Here is a 23,810-nt window from a genome sequence, read left to right as displayed (position 1 = left end):
ATTCCATGCCCTTTCGTCAATACTCTTTTGGCATATTGCACTAATTTCAGCGATATATTCATCCTGTTTTATTGATATTTATGCATTTCTACCGTTCCTTTTAATTTTTTACGTAAATTTCGTTTATCTTATCGTTTTGCCTCTATTTTTGTGCTATAATCAAAAACAGAAATATAAAATTGCGGCAAATCCAAATCCAGCCGCGCAGGAACCGCCGGACTAAATCCGTACCAGCAAGGGGGAGTTTTATGACCATCAAAGAAATCGCCGCAAAGGCAGGCGTCTCCATCGCCACCGTTTCCCATGTTATCAACCATACGCGCTATGTCAGCCCGGAACTGGTGGATAAAATCGAAGCTATTATTGAGGAAAGTGGATATTCTGAAAAAATCAAAAAAAAGGTGCGTAAAATCCGCAGCGGACGCAGTTCACAGATTGTCGCTGTCTTTCCAAATATCAAGAGCGCGCTCTACTGCGATCTGTGCAATCAGCTGCAGTCCTACGCGACCAGCCAGGGCTATCAGTTTTACACCGCCGTCACCAACGACAACCTGGAAGAGGAGAAAAGCATCCTGCAAAACTTAATCTCCAGTGCCAAGACCATCGGCATCTTTCTCTCCCCGGCAAGCAGCAATCCGGCTGCCTATTCATTTCTCTATGAATCCGGTATCCCGTTTGTCTGTGTCGAACGATTCATCGATGACGATGTCACTCCACGGATCCTTTTTGATTACACCAAAGCATTTCACTCCGCTACTTCCTATTTTTTTGAGAGCGGACACGAAAATGTGCTGTTTCTGGTAGAAAAAACAGACAGCCTCGCCAAACAGGACAAGATTGCCGGATATGAGCGGGCGCTTCTCTCCGCCAACCATACCCTGAGCAGTTCCTGCATCGCGGAGATCAATCTGTATCAGTCCAGTGATACCATCAGCCTGAATATTCAGAAAAGCATCACCCGGTATCTCCCCACCGCTATCATCGCCGGTGGAAACCGGCTGACTATGTTTCTTCTCAAGGCGCTGCGGGAGCTGGGAAAAGACTGTCCGCGCGATATTTCCATCATCGGATTTGACGATATGCTCTGGTGCGAGCTGACCGCCCCACCGCTATCCTGCATCCACCGGGACATCGACCAGATGGCAGAACTCGCCTCGCAGGCACTCTTTGACGAGATCAACCACCTCTCCGGCGCGCCTTTGACCCGCTATGCAGATGTAGAGCTGATTTTGCGTGATTCCACCCGGATCATCGACAACGGTCCGCTCGGTGAACACGCCGTCTCCCCGGACAGCATCCGCCTCTCCAAGGAGGAAAAACAGCTTTTGCGAACTGGAAATTACCGCGTCGCCATCTCCTTCCACTACACTGGAACCGCCTGGGCTGCCCTGCATCAGAAAGGCATCCGGGATGAACTGGAACAGTACGGAATCGATATTATTTCCACCATGGACGCCCATTTTGATCCTGCTCTCCAGAATATGCAGCTCGAAAGCATCAAAATGCAGCACCCGGACGCCGTCATCGCCATCCCCACCGACGATGTCCAGACGGGTCCGGCATTTCAGGAATTGTCCAAAATGACGCGGCTGGTCTTTTTAAGCAATGTCCCGCAGAATTTCAGCCGGAACAATTACGTCTCCTGTATCTCCGTCAATGAGCGGGAAAATGGCACCAATACAGGGCGCATGATCGGTGAATATCTGAAAGAAAAACCGCATGCCAAAGTCGGCTTCATCATCCACGGTGCCATGTTTTACGGCACTACTGAGCGTGATAACTGTGCCGAAAAAATATTAAGGGAATCCTATCCCAATATCGAGATCACTGCCAGAAAAGGCTTCATCCAAATCGAAAATGCTTACAAGGTATGCTTTGAAATGATAAGCGAGCACCCGGATATCCAGGCGCTCTATGTGAGCTGGGACCGCCCCGCCCTGCTCGCCATCAAGGCCCTGAAAGCTTTGAACCGGACAGATATTGCTGTCTTTACCACAGATCTGGATTTTGAGATTGCAGAAGAAATGAATCAAGGATTTGTAAAAGGACTCAGCACCCAGAGACCATATGACCAGGGAAAAGCGGCCGCTCTTGCAGTCGCCAAATCCCTGGTCAGTGATAACGTTCCTAAATATATTGGAGTGCAGCCCTATGTAGTTCATGAAAAACAGCTGAAACGTGCCTGGAAGGATATTTTCTTTGAGGCACTGCCGGAGGAGCTGGGGGAGAAGGTAACAGTTCACAGGTAGGAATTTTCTGAACTGAAAATTCCGTACGATACAGTTCCGACAGCAGATTTTGCCGATTTGGAATGCGCAGCATCGGCAAAATCCCGTTGCTGGGCACACGTGTGTGAACAGTAACGGGAGAAGCAGATGGGTCAGTAGCTATTTTCCAAACCCATACACCTCTTCCGGATATGGGCGCATCCCGCTTTCTTTTAAAATCTTGCCAACCACCTCCCCCCATGATATGATAAAGTTATTCGTAACAATTCCGTATCTTCAGAAAGGAGCATCATCGATGGCACCCCTAAAAATCCCTGTTGGTATTTCTGATTTTAAAAAGCTGCGCGAAGACGGCTATTATTATATTGACAAAAGCGGGCTGATCGCTGATCTTCTGACGAATAACTCGGAAGTCACCCTGATTACCCGCCCGCGTCGTTTTGGAAAAACACTGGCGATGAGTATGCTTGCCAATTTTTTTGATATTCGAAAAAAAAGCCAGAATCTTTTTACCGGACTTCAAATCGAATCTCGTCCAGATCTATGCCAGGCATGGATGAATCAATTTCCAACGCTCTTTCTGACCTTTAAGGATGTAGACGGACTGGATTATGCTTCTGCCAGGGATATGCTCCGCTCCCAGATTGCCCGTCTCTGCAATGAACACAGCTATCTGGCAGACAGCCCTTCGGTTAATGAAAATGATCGGAAAGAGTTTATACAGCTTGCCGATATTGTCGATGGAAAACCGACGGATACTATGTTAAAAACCAGCATTCTGCTCTTGATGCGTATGATGCAGGCACATTTCCAGAAGCCCGTCATTCTGCTTCTGGATGAATATGATGTACCGCTTGCCAAAGCCAGCGCAAATGGTTATTATCCCCAGATGCTGGAACTGATGAAATCTCTCATGAGTACAGCACTGAAAGATAACAGTACCCTGCGTTTTGCCACCATTACCGGCTGTCTGAAAATCGCAAAGGAAAGTATCTTTACAGGAACCAACAACTTTGTTTCTGATACAATCTCATCTTCGTCACTGGATGAATATTTTGGATTTACCCAGGTCGATATGAAGAAACTTCTTTCAGATGCCGGCATGATTGAACGAGCATCTCAAATCAAAGACTGGTACGACGGTTATCACTTCGGTGCTTCGGATGTCTATTGTCCATGGGATGTGATGAATTACCTCCTCGACTGCCAGAAAAAGCCACAGGCTAAACCCATCGGCTACTGGAAGAATACCAGTGATAATGCAATCATCCGTTCTTTCATCGACTATGCCGGAAGCAATATCACAATGAAACTGGAGACTCTTTTGTCTGGCGGTTATATTCTCCAGCATGTGGAGGAAAATCTGACATATGATTACCTCCATTCCTCCGAAGATAATCTGTGGAGTATCCTGTATCTCACCGGCTACCTGACACAGGCTCGCATCGATAATCTTCCTGATGGTTTAACTGCCCTGATGATTCCGAATGCCGAAATCCGGGAAATCTTCGAAAGTACCATTCTAAAATGGTTTAACGACAGCGCCCAAACCTGGAATCGGGAACAATTATTTTGTGCTGTATGGCACGGCAACACCGACCTGCTCACACAGGAGATGAATGCCCTGCTGCGTATGACAATCAGCTACCATGATTATAAAGAAGATTTTTATCACGCCTTTTTAGCCGGAATTTTTGCCGGAGCCGGATATGTCGTAGAATCAAACCGTGAACACGGCGAAGGACGAAGCGATGTGATTGTATATGATCTGCACGGTGGACGAATGGCGATTTTTGAGGCGAAATATTCGAAAACATTGAAAAAACTCAGCGATGACTGTGACAATGCCCTGCGCCAGATCGATGAACGCATGTATGCAAAAGAATTTGAGGGAAATTATGATAAAATTTTCTGTTATGGAATTTCTTTCTTCAAGAAACGGTGTATGGTAAAGGGGATAGGTAAATAATGCTGTCATCTGTTTTTATACACAAATAGGGGGGCTGTCGCATTTACAAATACGCTGGTCGATCACCCTATTTTATAGCCAAAAGGAGGTAAACGTGGAATCCTTCTATCGGATGGAAGAAGTGATCATTGCGATCCTTCAGGAGATTGCAGAAGCTTAGTATTTAGCATAACATAGAAAGCCCCGGAATTACAAAACTCCGGGGCTTTTGCTATGAATGTATGAAGTTTTACAGTCTTGAAATGACTGCTTCTACATATTCTTCTGTCGTTGCGGTTCCATGCAGATCTCTTGTCAGGTGCTTGCCCTCTGCCAGCACTTCATCCACAGCCTTGCGGATGCGTCCGGCTGTTTCATTTTCACCTAAGTACTCTAACATCATGCAGGCAGACCACAGGAATGCAGTCGGATTTGCCAGGTGCTTGCCTGCAATATCCGGTGCGCTGCCGTGTACGGCCTCAAACATAGCATAGTCAGAACCGATGTTGCTGGATGGAACCAGGCCCAGCCCGCCGATCAGGCCGCTGCACAGGTCTGAAAGAATATCTCCGTACAGGTTCTGCATTACCATAACATCAAACTGGTTCGGGTTCATAACAAGCTGCATGCAGGTATTGTCGATGATTTTATCATCGCCTTCAATCTCCGGATATTCCTTTGCGATCTCCTTAAAGATGGAAAGGAACATGCCATCGGACATTTTCAAGATATTTGCCTTATGAATACAGGTTACTTTCTTCCGTCCGTTCTTTTTCGCATACTCAAATGCATCGCGGATAATGCGCTCGCTGGCCTGTCTTGTGACAATCTTAATTGCATGAACCGTATCCGGATTTACCTGCTCCTCTACACCAACATAAAGACCTTCTGTATTTTCGCGGAAAATCACGATATCCACATTCTCAAATGGAGTTTTTACTGCCGCGTTGGACTTAACCGGGCGGATATTGGCATACAGGTCATACTGTCCGCGGAGTGTTACATTCAAGGAGCGGAAGCCCTTTCCAACCGGAGTTGTAATCGGGGATTTTAAGAGTACTTTGGTGCGCTCAAAGGAAGCATATGCTTCCTCCGGAATCAGGGCACCATTGCGTTTCCACTCATCCTCACCAACATTGAAAATTTCATATTCCAGCGGAGCATCTGCCGCTTTTAAGATTTTTAATACATTATCAACCAGCTCCGGTCCGATACCATCGCCGCGAAATACTGTAATTTTATGACTCATTTCTTTATCCTCCTTCTTGATTTTCCCAATCGTAACTGTTCAGTACCTTCACAGTCACGCGCAAAAATCCATTAAAAATTTCATCGAAAGCTGCCAGAACAGGCTGACAGCTTTTCGAACAAACAACTTTTCAATTAAATTTCCCTTACAGAACAACTGCTACAATCAGGTTATATACCGCACAGCAGATAACGCTGATAGGTACTGCTACAAAGAGAAGACGGTTGAATAAGTGATTTCGGTCCTCCTCGTTTCCGCAGGAACCAAGAATCAGGCTGCCGCCGGATGAGAACGGGCTGATAGCACTGCTCTGGGCACCAAGAATTGTGCAGGCAAAAAGTGCTGCCGGATTTAATCCGGTGGCTGCTGCAAGTCCCGGAATCAGCGGGAACAGGGCCGGTGCTACAACACCTGTTGTAGAGCTGAAGAAACTCATAAATGCACCTACAAAGCTGAATGCCAGCGGAATCAGGGCTGTCGGAACATTAGAGCCAATCCATGCGGATAATGCATCAATGGTACCGGCCTGAACTGCAACGGCGATAAGCATGCCGGCTCCGGCAATCATGAGGATGGTGTTCCACGGAACACGTGCAATCACTTCCTTCTGCGGTGCCAGGTCAAAGAGCAGTGCAATGATGGTAAAGCAGAATGCCACCAGTCCTACATCAACCTTTCCAGCAATTTTTCCAATCAGTTCATTACCAGGAACTGCCATCTTTAAGAGTGGGAATACCAGGACAATTACCATCATCAGAATCATTAAATGCAGGGTTGTTTTCTGCTTTTTATCAAACGGTTCCGGACGGTTAAAGGTTACGCCCTTTCCGATACCGCGGTTACTCTTGAAGCCAAAGCGGAAAATCGCAATCAGAATCAGGGAAAATACAATTGCAAAGGCGAAAATTTTCATTTCATCTACAAAGGAATTCGTTGCTTCAATGGCCGGTTCAGCTTCATAAGCGGTATCAATCAGACCGCGGAATACGACGCCCAGCGAAGCCGTGGGGAAGTTTCCGCCTGCCAGTGCACCGCAGTTGATCGCCACCGCACCGGTCAGCTTGTCCATCTTTGCTTCCTCACAGATAAGGATGGTAATCGGTGCCAGGAATGCCAGAACGGTAAAGTATGCAGCGCCCATAACAGAAAGCACAACTGCTACAAAAAATAACGCAAAGGGAAGCATACCCGGAAATTTACGACACATATAGAGAAGACTGGCCGACATTTTTTCAAGTGTTCCATTCACAGCTGCAAAGTTATAAAACAGTGATACTGACAGGATGACAAACATGGTGCTGACCGGCCAGAAGCCAATCAGCTCTTTTGTTTTTAATCCCATGCCAAAACAACCAATCAAGTATGCAAAGGCAATACAGAAAAATCCCGTATTGATTTTCGTTTTATATCCCAATATAACGGCAACCGCAATGGATGCCACCAAAACTGCACTTAACATATGATGCGTCCCCCTATTCTTCGATGCCCAACAGTTTTGCCGGAATAGTGTGTGTCATATGGTACACCTGCTCCTCCGAAATTCCATGATCTACCAGATACTGCATATATTCCGCCAGTGCCAGCTCCCAATGCGGGTTTTCTGTCTGGCCACCATCGGTATCAACCATGACATTTTTATAGCCAACTTCTTTGATAAGCTCCAGGTTATCTGCCAGATTGCTCTTGTACTTTCCGCCACCCATGTTCTGTGCATAGCAGCGCTCTAAGATAACGTCATAATCCTTTACCAGACGAAGCTGATCCTCATGGCTCATGCCTACAATCCACCATTCCGGATGCGTTACAACGATGTTTTTTACTCCCATATCCCGGGCAGCTTCCACAACAGTGAAAATCTCCTCCGGTGCAATATGTGCGGTTCCCAGTACAGCGTTGTGGTCACGAATCAGCTCCAACACTGAACGCAGCTCCGGTACAATTTTACCATCTTTCACTACTTCCACACACTGGCTCAGATCCTGATTCATCTTCTGCATATGGTTTTTTGCCGACTGGGTCGGAAGCCATACTACCTTAGCACCCAGACGAAGCGCCACATCGACTGCCTTCGGATTGATGCCGCCGACTACCTTGTTTAAGGTAATGCTGCCAAACATCGTAAAATTGTTCGTTTTCCCGTGTACAATCTCGTTGTGGCGGTTGCACAGATAGGCCCGATCCATCGTGGTTCCCTGATGCGTCTTGATGACGATAGCGCGTGCCCCAACCCGGATAGCTGCCTCCATCAGTTCGAAATCATCATACGCCCGCAGACGCAGATCGGGATTCGTGTGAACGTGCATATCTATAATGCCCTTCATTAAATCCTGCTTCATCTTGCTTATTCCTCCTATTTGTAATCGTCCACAGAGGCTTTTTCAAAGCTGCGTTCCCTCGCCGGATTCCTATTCGATTTTCCAGCCGCTGCTTCAGTCTCTGCCATTGATTTTTGCTTGTTTTTATCTTATACTATTTTTGTTATAGGAGAAAGGCAAGATTTATTATACCAGATATCGAAAATTCCGATATCTCGTGAGGGGGATTCTCATGGATTTAAAAGAACTAGACTATATCGTAACCGTCGCTAACGAGGGGAGCATCTCCCGCGCGGCCGAAAAATTGTTTATGGCGCAGTCAAGCTTAAGTCAGGCAGTCCGCCTATTTGAACAGGATCTGGGAACGCCGATTTTCGTCCGCACAGCCCGCGGAGTCCGTCCAACCTCTGCCGGGGAGGCGTTTATTTTCCATGCCAGACAGATTTTACAGCAGTACCAGGAGGCGCGCAGTGAGGCTTCGGATATTGAAAATTTAAAGGGCGGCACCGTCATCTTCGGCATCAGCACCTACCGGGGGACGTACCTGCTGCCGCCGGTTCTGAAAAAATTCCATGCCCTGTATCCACGGGTTCATGTGGAGATCTGTGAGATGGACAGCATTGATCTGGAAAATAAGATTTTAGAGGGACTTTTAGATCTGGCGCTGATCGCCGCGCCGCCGGTTCGAATCAAACACGGTGTGGATTCCCTGATGCGGGATGAGATCATGATCGCCACTACCGCCGATCACCCGGTCATGAGGTTTGCGAAGCCATGCGAATCGGATCCGGAACAGATGTGGATCGACCTAAAGGACACCGCACCATTTGAATATATTCTGGGCCCGCCCAGCACCGTCCTCGGACGGACTGCCCGCCGATCCTTGCGCGAGGCGGGTGTGGAACCTCTGGGACTCGACACCTACCTCTCCGCCTCTTTTGCTGCGGCGATGGCGCGGGAGGGGGTCGGACTCGCGTTTACCTACCGTTCCTGCCGCATCATGCGGGATGAGTTCCGCTATCTGCGGATCGGGAAAGATGGTATTTTCCTCGATCTGGCGCTCGCCTGGCCCGCCGGAAAATACCGCTCGCGGGCGGCGATGGCGCTCGCGAAGCTGTTTCAGGAGATGGCGCCGGAGCTGCTGCGGAGGTAATTTTCTTAAAAAGCTTTTTTCAATCTATCAAAACAGCCGCCCCGCGATTCATTTCATCGTTCGCGGAGCGGCTGCTCTTTTAACTATATTTACTCAAAGCAAACCCGTTCTGCCCCTTCAATCTGAAGAGCGGTCTGGTAGAATTTCGTCAGTGCGCGGATTGCGTACTCAACGTCCTTCACACCTGCCGTTTCGTAGCAGGAATGCATCGCAAGCTGCGGCAGACCGATATCGACGGCATGGACGCTGACCTGCGTGTTGGAAAGGTTTCCAAGGGTGGAACCGCCTAAAATATCACTGCGGTTTGCAAACACCTGAACCGGAACACCTGCCTCATTGCAGACATTCGTAAATACCGCACGGCTGAATGCGTCCGTGGTGTATTTCTGGTTCGCACTCTCCTTGATGACGATACCCTTGTTCATCCAGGAGCAGTTGACCGCATCCGTCTTCTCCCCGTGGTTCGGGTGAACGGCGTGTGCGTTGTCACAGCTTACGAGGAAAGAACCGGCAACTGCCTGATAGTAGTCCTCCGGCGTCTTGCCAAGCGCACCGTTGATGCGGTGCAGGACATCCTGTAAGAAGGTGGACATCGCACCCTGCTTCGTATTGGAACCAACCTCCTCATTGTCGAAGCAGCAGTATACGCTGACATCATGCTCATTCTTCGCCGCCAGAAATGCTTTCAGGGAAACGTAAGCGCACTGTAAGTCGTCCAGTTTCGGACTGGAAATGAACTCGTCCGCATACCCCCAGATCGTACCCGGCTGACGGTTTACAAGGAAGAGATCCTTTCCTAAAATATCCTCCGCTGCCACACCAAGCTCTTTCGCAATCATCGCGTCAAACGCGCCTTTTTTCAGCTCACCAGCGGAGAACAGCGGGCATAAATCAACCTGACGGTTGTATTTGTATCCATTGTTCACCTCACGGTTGAAATGAATCGCTACATTCGGAATGATGAGCAGATCTTTATCGATGTACAGAAGTCTCGCGCTCACGCCCTGACCGTCTTTTACCAGTACACGGCCTGCCACCGTCAGAGGGCGGTCAAACCAGGTGCTGTCGATCATGCCGCCGTATGCTTCTACATCGAGACGCAGATACTCGCCCGGACCATTTAACTCCGGTACATTCTTGATCTTGTAAGTCGGTGAATCACTGTGGGAGGCGCACATCTGGAAATGGTAATCGCCCAGTTCCTTTCCGACGCGGAACGCAATGATACTGGAATGGTTGCGGATCGTGTAATACGTTCCGCCCTGCTTCACGTCCCAGCAAGTTCTCTCCGGCAGATAGGTAAAACCTGCCTCATCCAGCATTCCCTTGATCGTCTCAATCGAATGAAACATACTCGGGCTGTTCTCAATAAAAGTCAATAATTCCTTCGCAGCATTCATCATGCAGACTTCCCTTCTCTCTTCTTAATCGCCGGTAAAATCAGTCCCAGTGCTACCAGAACGACTGGTGTGATGACATTCAGCATGGTTGTGTACAGATCACCCTGTTTGTACATACCTAATAAGCAGCAGGCTGCGGTCAGGATAAAGCACCATGCGCCAAAGCCCAGTGCCACTCCGTTGTTCTTCACAAAACGATACTCGCGCTCAAACTTATCTGAATGTTTGCGAAGCATGAAGTACGCAAAGAATACCCACAGATAACGCATCGGCATGGTAACCGAATTAAGCTGTGTCAGCTGGCGCAGAACCGTATCCGCATTCGGAACCAGAACCTGAGCCAGAATGATGGAACCGGACAGGATGACTACCATCCAGATACCATTGACGTAAGCGCCAAATTTGTTTTTCTTTAAGAGCTTGGTCGGGATGAACTGACGCGCATCCTCGTTGTCAAGCAGCATACGAAGCGGTGCATCGATGCTGACTACCAGCGTCGAGAACTGACCGATCGCGTTGCAGGCTGCATAAATGATCATAATCAGGTTTCCAACGCCGTAATACTCACCCAGTTTCTGGAATGCCCAGTACTGTCCATTCGCATTGTAAGAGTCAAAATTAGCCTCAACCAAGGATACATCGAACATCATACCCATCGCGATTGTACCGAAGATCGCGCAGACGATTACCATGATCGCTGCAAAAATCATACTCTTCGGGAATCCCTTGGACGGATCCTCTACCTTGTTTACATATGGGGAGATCTTCTCACAGCCGCCGACTGCAAATACAAGGATGGACAAGCTGCTGAAATACTTCCAATCAAAATGCGGAATCAGGTTTTTCAAGCTGAAATCCACCGACAGGTAACCACCGTTCGGATTGATGACCGGTGCAGCAAACATCAGCAGAATGTACAGGATACTCATGACAAACATACTGGTTCCCGCCAGGGTAGCCAGTTTCTTTAACGGGTTTAAGCCGCGGCTTGCAACCCAGCAGAAGAACAGCAGTACCGCAAAGGTAACTAACTGAACCGCTTTCGTGTTAAAGGACGCATACTTCTCTGCGTTCTGGAAAATCATCCAACTCAGCGCTTTCAGACCGCCGGATCCCTTCGATGCGATGTAGGTGACATGGCAAGCCCAGTAGGTCCAACCTGCGTAGTATGCAGCCTTCGCGCCGGTTGTCTCATGAATCCAGGAGCTGACACCGCCGCCCGAATTCTTAAATGCGGAACCAAGCTCTCCGACCATCAGTGCGTACGGTACAAAGTACAGTGCGAACATCAGAATCCAGGAGAAGATAACCTGTGTTCCATTGAAGTATACGAAACCATTTAAAACGTTTCCAAATCCCCAGAGGGTGGAGAAACACATAAAGGAAAGCATATACCACTTGATTTTGTTTTGTTGTGATTTGTTCATATCTTATTTTCTCTCCTTACTGAAAGTATCTTTTTTATTCTCTCATATGCTGCGTTAATTGTCAAAAGTATTTTTTTATTAACCCAGTATTTTCCAGTCCGAATCGGTAGTATTCTGTAGTTTGTGGCTATTTTTTGTTAAATCCATACAATATGCACCTATTTTTTCCCAAAAAAAAGCGGCGATTCGAAAGAAAACGCCGCTTTTTGCCTCTTGTTTTATAAATATTTTATTATATCATTTTCGATATACACAGCTCCTCCAGCGCCACGTTAACCCCCGCGCAGAGGAAGTGCCAGAGACTTAACTTCTGTCCCTACTTCATGTAACCTTTCAGCGCCCACTCATACGTCTCGATCGCCTGCTGCAGGTTCATGTTAGCTGTCTCTTTGTCGATCTGTTTCTCCAGGAAGGAAACTTCCTCGCTCTTGTACTCCAGCTGGGTCGCCATGCCAAGCTCCAGCTTCTTCTGCATCGCATTCATCGTCTGCGTCTCTGCTGCCAGGGACGCATCGGCAAGCTGCAGGGCTGTCTGCTTCTGCATGATGTCGTTGTAGAGTGTCTGCATACCGGAGCGGATCGTCTGTTCCTGGTTCTTGATGGTGCGGTCCATGTTTTTCTTATCGGCTGAACCTTCTGCCATATTGGCATAACCGCGCTTGTTGGACTGTAAGGACAGGTTCTGCTCGAGTGCCGTCTGCGTGTCCGCCGCCAGGTTCATCGCCGCGATCCGGGTGAGATCCGCCTGCGGCAGATCCTGGATATCCGGTTCCGCGTCATAGGACCATCCGGTCTGGACGCAGAGCTGCTGATGCTGGGCCTGAAGTCCCGCTTTTGTCTGGGTCAGCGTGGACTGGAGCGACTGCAGCGACTTCTGTGCATTTAACACATCAATCTGGGTCGCCTGACCTAGCTGCTGGCGCTTCTGGGTCAGCTGCATGGAAAGTTCCTGCAATTCCACTGATTTCTCCATCAACGGAATTGTCTTTTTGACCTGATTATAAGCAGCAAACGCCGACTGCACCTGCGCGACAACCGCATCCTGGCTGTTGATATAGTCCAGACGGTCCATCTCGCTGTCGCGGTAAGAAGCATCGGCAGACTGCTGGGTTTTTAACGCATTCTGCTCCACCATGACGGACGCTGACATCAGGCTTGCGTAAGCACTCGCCATGCCCGGCACCGCCAGAAAATCCTCAATCTGATCCGCCTGATCCCGCAGGTTATCCGCGCTGTCGTACAGATCATTCGCCTGATTGTACTGCTTATCCTGCACTTCCTTCGCATTCTTCGTATCGCGCCCTGCCTGATAGATCGTCTGGTTGTTTAGATACGTCGGGTTGTACTCCTGTACCAGATACGGCAGTTCGCTGTATTCCATCACATTGTCCTGAAGCTTCGCCCATGTATCTGCGTCATAAGCGAACTGCGGGCTGGCTGCCAGCGCCGCAAATGGTCCCTGCAATGCCAGAACAGCTGCTGCCGCTGCGGTCAGAAGCGCCGTTTTCCTTCTTCTATGTTTCATTTCCGGTTCCTACTTCCTTTCTGTTACCACCATGTTATCCTACGGCACTTTCTGTTCCAAAAGTGCCTACCCGTGAATAGCAACCTGTTCACACCTTAAGTAAACTGCCATTCCTGACGGATTAATTCGTCACAATCAGACCTTTCACAGCCCACTCATAATTTTCCACCGCTTTGGTATATTCCAGCTCGGCGGTCTTATACGATGCCACGCTGCTGAGCCAGGAACACTCAAGCCCCAAATAATTGGCTCTTGAGAGCATTCCCAGTGCGTTCTGGCGCTTTGCCGCCTCGTAGCTCTGCGCTGCCGCCTGATATCCAGCCGTCGCACTGTCATACGCCTGTTTCTTTGATACCACCGCCGCATAGAGGTTCTGAACCGTGATCGTCACCGAATCCTCGGTATAGGCGACGTTTCGCTTCTTGACTGTGCGGTTGGAAGACCCTTCCGCTTTCGCTGCACGCACAGACATCAAATCATAATTTGCGCTGACTGCCGCCTGTGTATCGGCTGCCAGATCCATCGCCGCAAGGCGGGACGCATCCGGAACCGGCACATCCGCAAAGGTTACCGGCGCATCCGCGTCAAATCCAAGTAGCATTAAAATATTCTGTTTGAGCTGCAATGCCCCGTTTTCTGCCTGTTGGGCGCTGGAATTGGCCTGCTGCAGCGCCTTCTGCGCCGTCAGAACCTCCTGCGCGGAAGCACGGCCGAGCGCCTGCATCTTCTGTGCGGCATCCGCATTTACCTGGCACATCTCCACATTCTTTTTCGCTGTCTCCACCTGCGGGAGCAGTTCCTCATACTGGATGAGCAGGTTCTGCACCGCCTTGACTAACTTATTCTTCGTCTGGCGCAGGGTCCGGGCGTAGGTGCCGGAAAGCTCCTTGTTCGTAAGCTTTGCCCCCTGTTTGCGCAACTCTCTCGCTGCCGCCTTGTAGCCCTCAAACAGCTCTCTCGTCTCCGCATCCATATCGTCGGACTTCAGGTCCATCGCATCTTCCATGAGGGCGCTTGCCTCAGCCGCCAGGGCAGTTCCCGCCGACTGGCTGGTCGCCTGGCTGTAGAGCTGGGAACGCAGGTTTAAATACGTGCTGTTGTAGCCCTCGATCCGCCATGCGATCTCACCGTACTCCAGCGTCCCGTCCTCAAGCTGCTCTTTGGTGTACGGGGAAGTCTCCTCCTCCATCTCGGTATTGCCGCCCGTCAGCACCGGACCGGTCGCATCGTCACCGATCCGCGCATCTGAGCCGATCCCCGGTGTTTTAGCCGCATATGCCGGCATCGTCATAGCTGTGCTGACTAACGCCGCCTGTAAAAGAATGGCAAACAGTTTCTTCCTGTTTTTCTTCATCTTACTCATCTTCATTTCCTTTCGGCGCTCTGCGCGCCCGCTCCCGATTCTATCCCAGCGCCCCGTTTCAGGATACCGAGTGTCAGGACAAACCGTTCCCGGATACGGTTTTCCGGGACTCCGTCGTGAAAGCTCTTGATCTCCATCGCGATCGACATCATCGCCATGCGGAAAAAGCTCATATATTCCTCCCAGCCCATCTTCCGCAGGGATTTTCCCACGCACGACTCATAGGCGGCGCGTTCCAGCTTCTGTCCACGCACGGCGCGTGGACTGTCCAGATCGGAGCTGAATATATCAAAGAGCAGCGCCTCACGGCTGCTGCACTCCATGATGTTGCGGATGAAATCGGTGCGTCTCTCATCGCGGCACAGGGCAAGCGAACCGTTTAAAAACTGCCCTAACATCTCCCAGATGTCCCCCTGCGCCTCTTCAAGGCAGCGCACGCCGCACTCATAAAATTCATTGATAAAACTCTCACACAGATATCCTAAAACATCCCATTTACTGTCAAAATACGTATAAAAACTGCCCCGGGAGATCCCGGCATCTTCTATCATACGGTTGAGCGATGCTTTTTCTATCGTTGTCCGCGTATATTCAGCCATACACGCGTCCCGGATTTTCTTCTGTTTTTCCTCCGGCAACCGCTTAAATCGTTCCGACGGCATCTTCTTCTCCCCCTTTTTCTATCAGTACAGGCAGCTTCCCCGCCCCGGGTCCGCCGCCTGACAGATTCACTGCTTAACCTGCTTTTCCTTAGTCGCAGTCCAGTTTCTCATACTCTTCTTCTTTGCCTTTTCCCATGTTATAAACCACCCGGTAGAAGGATGGAAGCAGTACCAGCGTCAGGATCGTCGCCGCAACCAGACCGCCGACGTTTACAAGCGCTAAGCCCTGCATCATCTTGCCCGCCTTACCAAATGCCAGACAGTTCGGGATCATCGCAATGATGGTCGTCAGTGTCGTCATGCAGATTGGGCGTACACGGATCGCACCTGCCTCTACCAGCGCCTCGTCTAACGGCATCTCCATCCGTAGCTGGTTGACCGTATCCACATACAAAATACCGTTGTTTACAACCGTACCGACCAGCATCAGGAAACCAAGCATGGAGTTCATACTGATCGGGCAGTCCGCCAGAAACAGGAATCCAAAGGAACCGATCAAACTGAACGGGATCGTTGCCATAACCATCAGGGAGAATTTCGGGGACTCAAACTGGATCGCCATGACAATGAAAATCAGAAAGATCGCTGTGACAAGCGCCATTCCCAACGCGGAAAGCTCCTCGCCCATCGACTCATCCAGGCTATTGGTCGCCATCTCAACGCCGTACGGGAATTCCCAGTTCTGCACGAAGCTCTTGACATCTTTTTCAGCCGTCTTCTTATAATCTGCCTGTGCCTGCATCGTGATCGATACCTGGTACTGTTTCTCTTTTCGTGAAATCTCCTGTGGGCTATCCTGGTAGTAGATCTCTGCCAGATCCTCCAGCGGAAGCGTATTACCCGTCGCCGTCGTGATCATCATGCCCTGCAGTTTCGCGATGGAATCGTAGCGATCCGGCGCAAATTCTACCTTCACGTCCTGATCATTGCCGTTGACGGAGATCGTCGCCGCTTTCACACCGCTTAAATTACTGTATACCATCGAACCGATGCTGGCCGGGGTCAGTCCCTCTGCCTCTGCCTTAACCGGATCCACATTTACCTTGATAACCGGCGCCGCATTCTCAACAGAAGAATGTACCTGCATAACATCCTCGCGCTTGCGAAGCTCAGTTACCAGATCATCCGCTGCCTTCTTTAGGGTGTCGTAATCGGTACTCTGCAGATCCACCTCAATTGAATCACCGCTGCTCATGCTGCTGCTCATACTGCTGCTGCCCTGTTCCAAGGTAATGGTCGCATCAACGTAGTTCTGTGTCGCATATCTCCACTTCTCGATAACCTCGTCCGTGGAAAGTTTTCTCTTATCTTTTAAGTAGGCATTCAGCGTCACATCACTTCCGGAAGTCATGCTGACACCACTGTTTCCATATGTCATCAGGTAATGATCCACATCCTCGTCTGTCTCTACCATATTTTCCAGATCGAGCACAGTGTCACGGATCGCCGATACCGAATAACCCGGTTTCGTCTTGATCGTCATCGTGACGATACCTTCATCGATCGAAGACATCAGCTCCAGGTTCAGTCTGGACGCCATGAGGATGGACAGGACAACCAGCACTGCAGTCGTTCCGAATACAAGCGCATAGCGCTTGATGACATGCGGCATATGCTTGCGATACCAGCCCTGGATGCCTTTGATTATACGTCCTGCCGGCGCATGATCCTTCTCAACCGGATGCCAGAACATATAGCAGAGCGGCACGATGATGACTGCTGAGAATAAGGAAGCCGTCATACAGAAAATGATCGTGTACCCGAGCTGTGTAAAGAGCTGTCCAGACATACCATTTAACATCAGAAGCGGAATAAATACAACACAGGTTGTCAGCGTACCGCCGGTGATCGAGCCGATCATCGTGCGCGTACCTTCCAGCGCCGCATCATAGAAATCCAGTTTTTCCTTTGCCCGGAAACATCCGTCGAGGACGTTGATCGAGTTATCAACCATCATACCTACACCGAGAACGAGCGACGTCAGGGAAATAATATTCATTGAGAATCCCATCGCCGCCATACAAATGATCGCCAATACAACGGAGATCGGAATGGACGTACCTACGATGACCGACGCACGCAAATCGCCATAGAATAAGAACAGAATGATCATGGACAGGATGATCGCCAGGATCAGGGTCTGGATTACGCTGCTTAAAGACTGTTTCAGCGTGTCACTGGCATCATCTACCACGGTGATTTTAAGACCCGGATACTGCTTTTCAATTTCCTGCACCTTCTTGGTTACCTGGTTGGAAACCTCGATCGCGGTGGAACTCTGCTGTTTTTTGATTCCCAGGGAGATAACATCTTCGCCATTGTAACGTCCGATCGAGCTTGCATCCTCCAGCGCCTCATAGACATTTGCGATATCAGAAAGATGGATCGTCTCACCGTTTGCCAGCGGAAGTACGACATTTTTCAGACTTTCCGTGCTCTTAAATTCGTTGCCGACACTGACGTCGAGATCCTGTTTTCCAACCCGGACATCGCCCGCCGGGATCGTGAAATCGGCGGCACCGACTAACTGTGCAACCGTATTCATATTCAGGTGGTACTGTGCCAGTTTTTCCGGAATCAGTTCCACGCGGGTGTAGCTATCCTGACCGCCGGCAATCGAAACCTCGCCGACCGAGCTTAATTTCTCAAACTCAGGAACAATTTTGTCATCTACATATGTATAAAGGTTCTGATCAGCGTCGCCGCTGACTGCCAGCGTAACCGTCGCCATCGAGTTGATATCCAGCTCCATGATATTCGGATCGTTGGCATCGTCCGGCAGATCGCTCTGAATGCCATCTATCGCCTTTTTCAGGTTAATGTATGCGGTATCCATGTTGGTACCGTACTCATACTGGACAATGACGATCGATACATTTTCACGGGAAATGGACTGTACCTTATCGACCGAGTCCAATGATGTGATCGCATCTTCTTCTTTCTTGGTAACCAGATCGGTTACGTCCTCCGGGCTGGCTCCCGGATACACCGTAGCGATGATTAACATCGGCATCTCCATCTCTGGCGTCAGTTCCAGCTTCATGCCCATGACGGACTGAAGGCCGAAGTACGCGATGGTAATCAGACAGAGAATGATGGTAACCGGACGCCGCAGTGCGAGTTTTGTCAGTCGAATCATTCTTTGTCACCTGCCTCTGTCGTCTCCGCTGCTGTCTCATTGTTTCCGTCTGTCTGCGCGCCATCGGTATCCTGTGCTAACAGGACTTCTCCCTGATCCACCAGCTCGTTGCTCCAGCTCACGATGACCTGGCTGTCACTCGTCAGACCCGATTTTACTTCCATATTTTCATCGTCATAGATACCTGCTTCGATCTCGGTCTTCTCCGCTTTTCCATCCTCATAGAGGTATACAAACGGGGCACCGTTGTCATAGCTGACTGCATCGACCGGAACGGTCAGCACCTGGCTGACATGATCCATGATAACCGTCATTTTTACGCGAGAACCATTCGTAAGACCTGCTGCATCCGGCACCATCGCACGCGCGTCATAAAGGCCGCTGCTCTCGTTGACCATAGATCCGATTTCGGTTACAGTACCGGTGTAATCCGCACCATTTTTCTCCAGCGTCACGCTGTCGCCCAACTCCATCGTCTGGTGGATCTTCTCGGTGATGCCGAATTTAACCTGTAACTGGCTGGCACCGGAGATCGTGCAGATCTCGCCTGCCGGAGATACATGATCATGCGGCTCGACGCTCCGGGACTCGATCACACCGTCGATCGGCGCCGTCACGGTCGTGTATTTCACCTGCAGATCGTACTGGTTCTTCGCAGATTCATAGGAAATCTTCGCATTCTGTGCGCTGTTTTGTGCCTGCTCCATCGCCTCCTGGGAGACAAAACCATCAGCAAAGAGCGCCTGGGTACGGCTTAAATTGCTGTCCGCATTCTTTAAGGCAACGGAAGCCGCATCCACCTGTAGCTTTAACGCTGTCAACGCGTCGGAATCGATCTTGCACAGCGCCTGCCCTGCCTGGACCGTATCGCCCGCCTGGAAGTAAACCTCCAGCACCTCGCCGCTCATCTTCGGCATGACGCTCGCGCGGGACTGCGGCTCTACCAGTCCGGTCAGATCCGTGTACAAGCTGATGTCCTGACGAACCGGATTTTCTACTCTTACGGTTGGACGGGATTCATATTCCACCGCCGTATTCTTATGACCGCATCGGGACAAAACGACAGCGCCAACAACTACAATCGCAGCCAGCGCCAGAATCTTTCCTCTTTTTTTCATAATTTCCTCCATCTATGCTTGTTCTTGGTATAAATTTTTCTCAGTCTATATTTTACTCATCTCGTATATACTTTGCCACTCCCAAGTTTGGACAGGTGTGTACACAAATTTGTCAAAATGTATCCATCTATGTTCATCTTTTTTTCATGGCACCCAAATTTTCCTGCCGCTGACCGTTTTTTGGGGTACATGACAGCAAAAACGCAGGAAAAACCAACCAAATACCGCTGATTCCTCCTGCGTTTCCTTGTTCCATTTTCTAATTGACAATAATTCGTAACTGTTCAGTACCTTCACAGTCACGCGCAGACCTACTGAACAGTTACAATAATTCTCAAAACTGCCGGAAACCTGCTTTCCTAACGGACCTGCATAGGGTCGCACCCGGTGCATTTGCGGATCACGCTCATGAACGTGGCGACGCGCTCCTTCACATCCGCCTCATCCTTAAACGGCGCGTCAAACGCAACTCCCATAACCGAGAAAATGATGATCTGCACCGCCATCGCCGCCTCCGGCATCGTCAGGTTCTTAAACATACCAATCCGCTCCAGATGGTTATAAAAATACTGGTACACCTTTTCTCCCATCTGACGGCGCAGGGCCATGAACTGTACCGACTCGGACAATGCCCGGATATGCTTCTGATTTTCCATGATATACATATACAGCTGTGTCAGCGCCTTCTCCGGATCTGTCTGGCTCATCGTCTCTTCCATGACGCGCTTCATCTCACGTTCCATCCGGTATTCCATCAAATCATATATATCTTTAAAATAATAATAAAATGTTTTTCTTGTGATCCGGCTCCGCTCAACCAGCGCCGTGACCGTGATCTTCTCGAGCGGTCTCTCCGACTCCAGCTCGATATAAGCCTCTACAATCCGTTCCTTCGTATTTCCCTGCTGCATACTCTTTTCCTCCGGCAAACCGTTGTTGTTTAAGTATAGTTTATAATTCAACAAACTGCAAGTATTGCCTGAAATTTCCATCTTCCTCCTATGAATCCGCGTTACTGTTCACGGATAGGCACTTTTGGAACCGAAAGTGCCGTAAGAAAACGTGCTTACTTGTCAACAACAGCCGATACGACCGGCCCGTTTTCGTGTTTCACACGCCCTTCCACCTGCGGCAGTTTCTGCGAGTATACAACCACCCGGTCGCCTTCCAGTATCTGCGTACCGCCGTCTGGAATGATGATCTGGCTGCCCCGCTTTATCATCACAATGATCGTATTCTTATAGAAGCGCGCCTCCGCGATCTTCTTACCGCACCAGCGGTGATCTGGTGTCATCAGAATCTCTTTTAAAAGGATTCCCTGGCTGTCCGTAAAGCCCTCTGCACCCAAGACGACGGTATCCCCTTCCTGAATTACAGTCTGCCCTTTGGGCACAATCGTCTGCGCGCCGCGCCGGATCACTGTGATTAACATACCCGGAAGCATCTCAATCTCACAGATTTTACGGTTTTTCCACGGATGATTGTCCCCGATCGGAAGCTGCACGAACTGAATCTGCATATCGCCCGTATAGTCCGAGAACGTCCGCATGACATCGGTCGAGTTGTCGATCATGTCACATTTTTCTGCCACCTTCGGAAGCAGCGAACCCTGAAAAATGATGGAAAATAAAACAACGCAGAACACAATGTGGAATATATCATATTTCATATATCCCTCACTGAGCGTCGCCATGATCGCAAATACGATTGACGCCGCACCGCGCAGACCCGCCCAGGAAATAACCAGATACTGCCCGATCGGCGGTTTCGACGGCGCGAGCAGCAAGCCAACCGCCACCGGACGAGCCACAAATGTTAAAAACAATGCGATTGCGATCGCCGGAAGCACGATCGACGGCATCTGCGAGGGAAACGCCAGAAGTCCCAGTAGGAAAAACAGAAGCATCTGCATCATGCCGGTAAACGCATCAAAGAAGCCAACCAGCGCTTTCTGGTTCTTCAGCTCCTGATTTCCGAGGATAATACCGGTCAGATACACGCTTAAGTAGCCATTTCCGCCAATCTGGGATGCAAGCGCGTAGGAAATGATTGCCGCCGCAAAGACAAAGATCGTGTCAAATCCCTCGCCATAAAAGGCATACCGCTTTAAAAGCCATGTCACCAACCACGCGACCGCCGCGCCGGTCAAAAGCCCAAATGCGAGCTGGCGGATCAAAAGCAGAACCGCCGAACCTCCGCTCACACTCCCCGTCATCGCAGACAGCAGAATCACCGTCATCATGTACGCAAACGGGTCGTTGCTTCCGCTCTCTAACTCCAGCATGGATGCCGTGCCGTATTTGAGGTTCAGCTTGCGCGAACGCAGGATCGAGAACACGGATGCCGCATCGGTCGATCCAAGGACTGCGCCGAGAAGCATTCCTTCCATCAGTGCCATCTTAAGCACCAGATGACAGAACAGCCCGGTCAAAAGCGCCGTCAGCACTACACCCGCCGAGGATAACAAAATCGACCGCCCCGCGACCGGCTTCGCCTCACTCCAGCGCGTGCCGAACCCGCCGTAAAACATGATAAAAATCAGTGCCACCGAGCAGACCTGTTCCGCCAGTGCAAAATTGCCGAATGGAATCTTAAAAATACCGTCCGATCCAAACAGCATTCCCAGCATAATAAAAATAAACAACGTCGGCACCCCCAGCCGCCCCGAAAGACGGCTTCCCGCGATGCAGACAAGAATAATAATCGCTACGACCAGAAGCGCAAATGAAGTTGAAATATGTATCATTCCTTTCTATGTTTAGTAGGTATCATAAATGTGGTGTTTTTATAATGATACAATATCTCTACGCCTCTTTCGTGTTAAGATTCCATTAAAAAGAAGAAATCTTACAGCGACAGATCTCCCTTCGCCCGCGCCCTCCGGTCGCGGATCGACTGGATCACCGGCACCAGGAACATCGCGACGATACCGCCCGCAAATCCATTGTTATAGAGGTTCATGCCCCCATACACGATCCCGACATTGAGCGCCACCGACGCGTGCAGAAAACCGGCTAACACGCCGCATAAAATTCCAAACTCTCCGGCGATCGGCGCCAGCGTCGTGGAAAAGAGCAGCGCCAGAAGTGCCGACGGATTCGTGATATCCCACGCCCGGACGGTACTCGCAATGCAGACGCCCGCCATGATCGGGAAAATATTCCGCAAATGTTTTCCAGTCGCACTGAATCCAACGATGGTAAAGATTCCGCCGATCGTCGGTCCATTTAGGTTTCCGCCGACTGCCAGCACAAAGAAGGTCGCAAACAGACCATTGAGTCCCATATTGAGAAGCGTCACCGCACCGCCCAATTCCAGCAGGTAATCGGTACCGCCGATTCCCGTTGTCGCAAGGAGTTTTTCATACCCTAAAAGCGTATCTTTTCCGCGCCACAGCACTGCCACCACCGACATGCCTGCAAACAAAACAAATAGCAGCCCTAAAAGCATCGCATCATTGCCGGAGGACCAGATAAGACGCGCCTCCGTCTCAATTCCAAAGGACTTAAACGTGGAGACCAGGACCGTCGCAATGATGCCAGAGGCAAATCCCACATTATAAAGGGAATATCCCTTATGGGCATAGTGGGAATGCGTCGAGAGCGGCGGAAGCACGAATCCGATACAGATTCCCACCAGAATCGTCACACAGAAGCGCTGCCAGAGCGGCAGTTCCACCACGTGCATCAGCTGTGTGATGATCGGAGACAGGCTTGTTCCGTAGATGCCGACATAAATATAGTTGGATAAGTGCATTTTATGATATTTTGCATAGAGAAATACACCCAGAAAAATCGCCCAGATATTCATCAGATTTTTTCCGAACAAAGAGAATCCAAACATCAGACAGCAGGATGTGATCGTATGCCCGTCCATCTCCATCCCAAGACTATAGACAAAGTAGATGCTGATAAGCGCCATCATCCCGGCATTGACAAACGCGGCTCCCATGCCGCCGACCGCAATATAATCGGTGATCAGGAAATCCGGTTCCCTTATGATTTCATAGATACCAGTCACAATGGAGTCAAACGGCTGTATAATCAGCCCCACTGAAATGAAATAGATCGGAATCAGTGCCAGAAGAAAGAATTTCATCTCTCTGGACAGAGATTTCACTGTAGTCATATACGCACACCTTTCAAAAAAGGGATGCAAAAAAGATTCCGCATCTTTGCACCCCCGACTGTTAACATTCTATAAAAATGGTTACTATTCTATTGTATTGGATTTTCAACTGTTTTGCAACTGATTTTTTCTCACTGTAACCCGTTATGAAACCC

Annotated in this window: 16 protein-coding genes; 3 read left to right on the top strand and 13 right to left on the bottom strand. The window is 49.7% G+C overall.

Annotated features, from left to right (window positions below):
• The first annotated feature begins 248 nt into the window (after positions 1-248).
• Together DXB70_RS10085 and DXB70_RS10080 are read left to right on the top strand one after the other, a co-directional pair.
• The gene (locus tag DXB70_RS10085) at positions 249-2,249 is read left to right on the top strand and encodes a LacI family DNA-binding transcriptional regulator (protein ID WP_118673231.1); all 2,001 of its coding nucleotides are present in this window, start codon (positions 249-251) and stop codon (positions 2,247-2,249) included.
• A gap of 274 nt (positions 2,250-2,523) precedes the next feature.
• On the top strand, positions 2,524-4,197 hold the full coding sequence (locus DXB70_RS10080) for an AAA family ATPase (RefSeq protein WP_118673230.1): 1,674 nt from the start codon (positions 2,524-2,526) through the stop codon (positions 4,195-4,197).
• Positions 4,198-4,426: 229 nt separating this feature from the next.
• Here DXB70_RS10080 and DXB70_RS10075 read toward each other — a convergent pair whose 3' ends face one another.
• The 3 genes from DXB70_RS10075 to DXB70_RS10065 all read right to left on the bottom strand — a co-directional run bounded on the left by DXB70_RS10075 (position 4,427) and on the right by DXB70_RS10065 (position 7,761).
• Positions 4,427-5,425: an isocitrate/isopropylmalate dehydrogenase family protein gene (locus DXB70_RS10075; RefSeq protein WP_118673229.1), complete on the bottom strand. Its 999-nt coding sequence runs from the start codon at positions 5,423-5,425 to the stop codon at positions 4,427-4,429.
• A gap of 145 nt (positions 5,426-5,570) precedes the next feature.
• Complete coding sequence (locus DXB70_RS10070) at positions 5,571-6,884, bottom strand: SLC13 family permease (protein ID WP_117796622.1); 1,314 nt, start codon at positions 6,882-6,884, stop codon at positions 5,571-5,573.
• 13 nt (positions 6,885-6,897) lie between these two features.
• Complete coding sequence (locus tag DXB70_RS10065) at positions 6,898-7,761, bottom strand: DUF6282 family protein (protein ID WP_117796621.1); 864 nt, start codon at positions 7,759-7,761, stop codon at positions 6,898-6,900.
• Between the two features lie 211 nt (positions 7,762-7,972).
• Here DXB70_RS10065 and DXB70_RS10060 point away from each other — a divergent pair, with 211 nt between their 5' ends.
• Positions 7,973-8,893 (top strand): LysR family transcriptional regulator, encoded by a 921-nt coding sequence (locus DXB70_RS10060; RefSeq protein ID WP_117796620.1) that lies wholly within the window; start codon positions 7,973-7,975, stop codon positions 8,891-8,893.
• An 89-nt stretch (positions 8,894-8,982) separates the two neighbouring features.
• Here DXB70_RS10060 and DXB70_RS10055 read toward each other — a convergent pair whose 3' ends face one another.
• The 10 genes from DXB70_RS10055 to DXB70_RS10010 form a co-directional block, all read right to left on the bottom strand.
• The gene (locus DXB70_RS10055) at positions 8,983-10,296 is read right to left on the bottom strand and encodes a M18 family aminopeptidase (protein ID WP_347559614.1); all 1,314 of its coding nucleotides are present in this window, start codon (positions 10,294-10,296) and stop codon (positions 8,983-8,985) included.
• Positions 10,293-11,720, bottom strand: a complete 1,428-nt coding sequence (locus DXB70_RS10050; RefSeq protein WP_107001735.1) for an amino acid permease — start codon at positions 11,718-11,720, stop codon at positions 10,293-10,295. The genes DXB70_RS10055 and DXB70_RS10050 overlap by 4 nt, the downstream gene beginning before the upstream one ends.
• A gap of 316 nt (positions 11,721-12,036) precedes the next feature.
• Positions 12,037-13,245: a TolC family protein gene (locus tag DXB70_RS10045; protein ID WP_118673228.1), complete on the bottom strand. Its 1,209-nt coding sequence runs from the start codon at positions 13,243-13,245 to the stop codon at positions 12,037-12,039.
• Positions 13,246-13,366: 121 nt separating this feature from the next.
• A complete protein-coding gene (locus tag DXB70_RS10040; RefSeq protein WP_182448447.1) occupies positions 13,367-14,608 on the bottom strand; it encodes a TolC family protein in 1,242 nt (413 codons plus the stop codon).
• 2 nt (positions 14,609-14,610) lie between these two features.
• Positions 14,611-15,270, bottom strand: a complete 660-nt coding sequence (locus tag DXB70_RS10035; RefSeq protein WP_118673226.1) for a TetR/AcrR family transcriptional regulator — start codon at positions 15,268-15,270, stop codon at positions 14,611-14,613.
• Positions 15,271-15,358: 88 nt separating this feature from the next.
• Positions 15,359-18,409 (bottom strand): efflux RND transporter permease subunit, encoded by a 3,051-nt coding sequence (locus DXB70_RS10030; RefSeq protein WP_117796616.1) that lies wholly within the window; start codon positions 18,407-18,409, stop codon positions 15,359-15,361.
• Entirely contained in the window at positions 18,406-19,527 is a 1,122-nt protein-coding gene (locus tag DXB70_RS10025; RefSeq protein ID WP_227589701.1) for an efflux RND transporter periplasmic adaptor subunit, read from the bottom strand. Before DXB70_RS10025 ends, DXB70_RS10030 begins: the two co-directional genes overlap by 4 nt.
• Before the next feature lie 359 nt (positions 19,528-19,886).
• Positions 19,887-20,438 (bottom strand): TetR/AcrR family transcriptional regulator, encoded by a 552-nt coding sequence (locus DXB70_RS10020; RefSeq protein ID WP_182448446.1) that lies wholly within the window; start codon positions 20,436-20,438, stop codon positions 19,887-19,889.
• Between the two features lie 155 nt (positions 20,439-20,593).
• Positions 20,594-22,273, bottom strand: a complete 1,680-nt coding sequence (locus tag DXB70_RS10015; RefSeq protein ID WP_118673224.1) for a potassium/proton antiporter — start codon at positions 22,271-22,273, stop codon at positions 20,594-20,596.
• A 101-nt stretch (positions 22,274-22,374) separates the two neighbouring features.
• Positions 22,375-23,655, bottom strand: a complete 1,281-nt coding sequence (locus tag DXB70_RS10010) for a DUF1576 domain-containing protein (RefSeq protein WP_118652636.1) — start codon at positions 23,653-23,655, stop codon at positions 22,375-22,377.
• Between the last annotated feature and the right edge of the window lie 155 nt (positions 23,656-23,810).

This window comes from Clostridium sp. OM05-5BH, assembly GCF_003481505.1.
GTDB lineage: Bacteria > Bacillota > Clostridia > Lachnospirales > Lachnospiraceae > Otoolea > Otoolea fessa.
The sequence above is the reverse complement of the archived record's forward strand: the minus strand, read 5'-3'. Positions and strand labels throughout refer to the sequence as shown.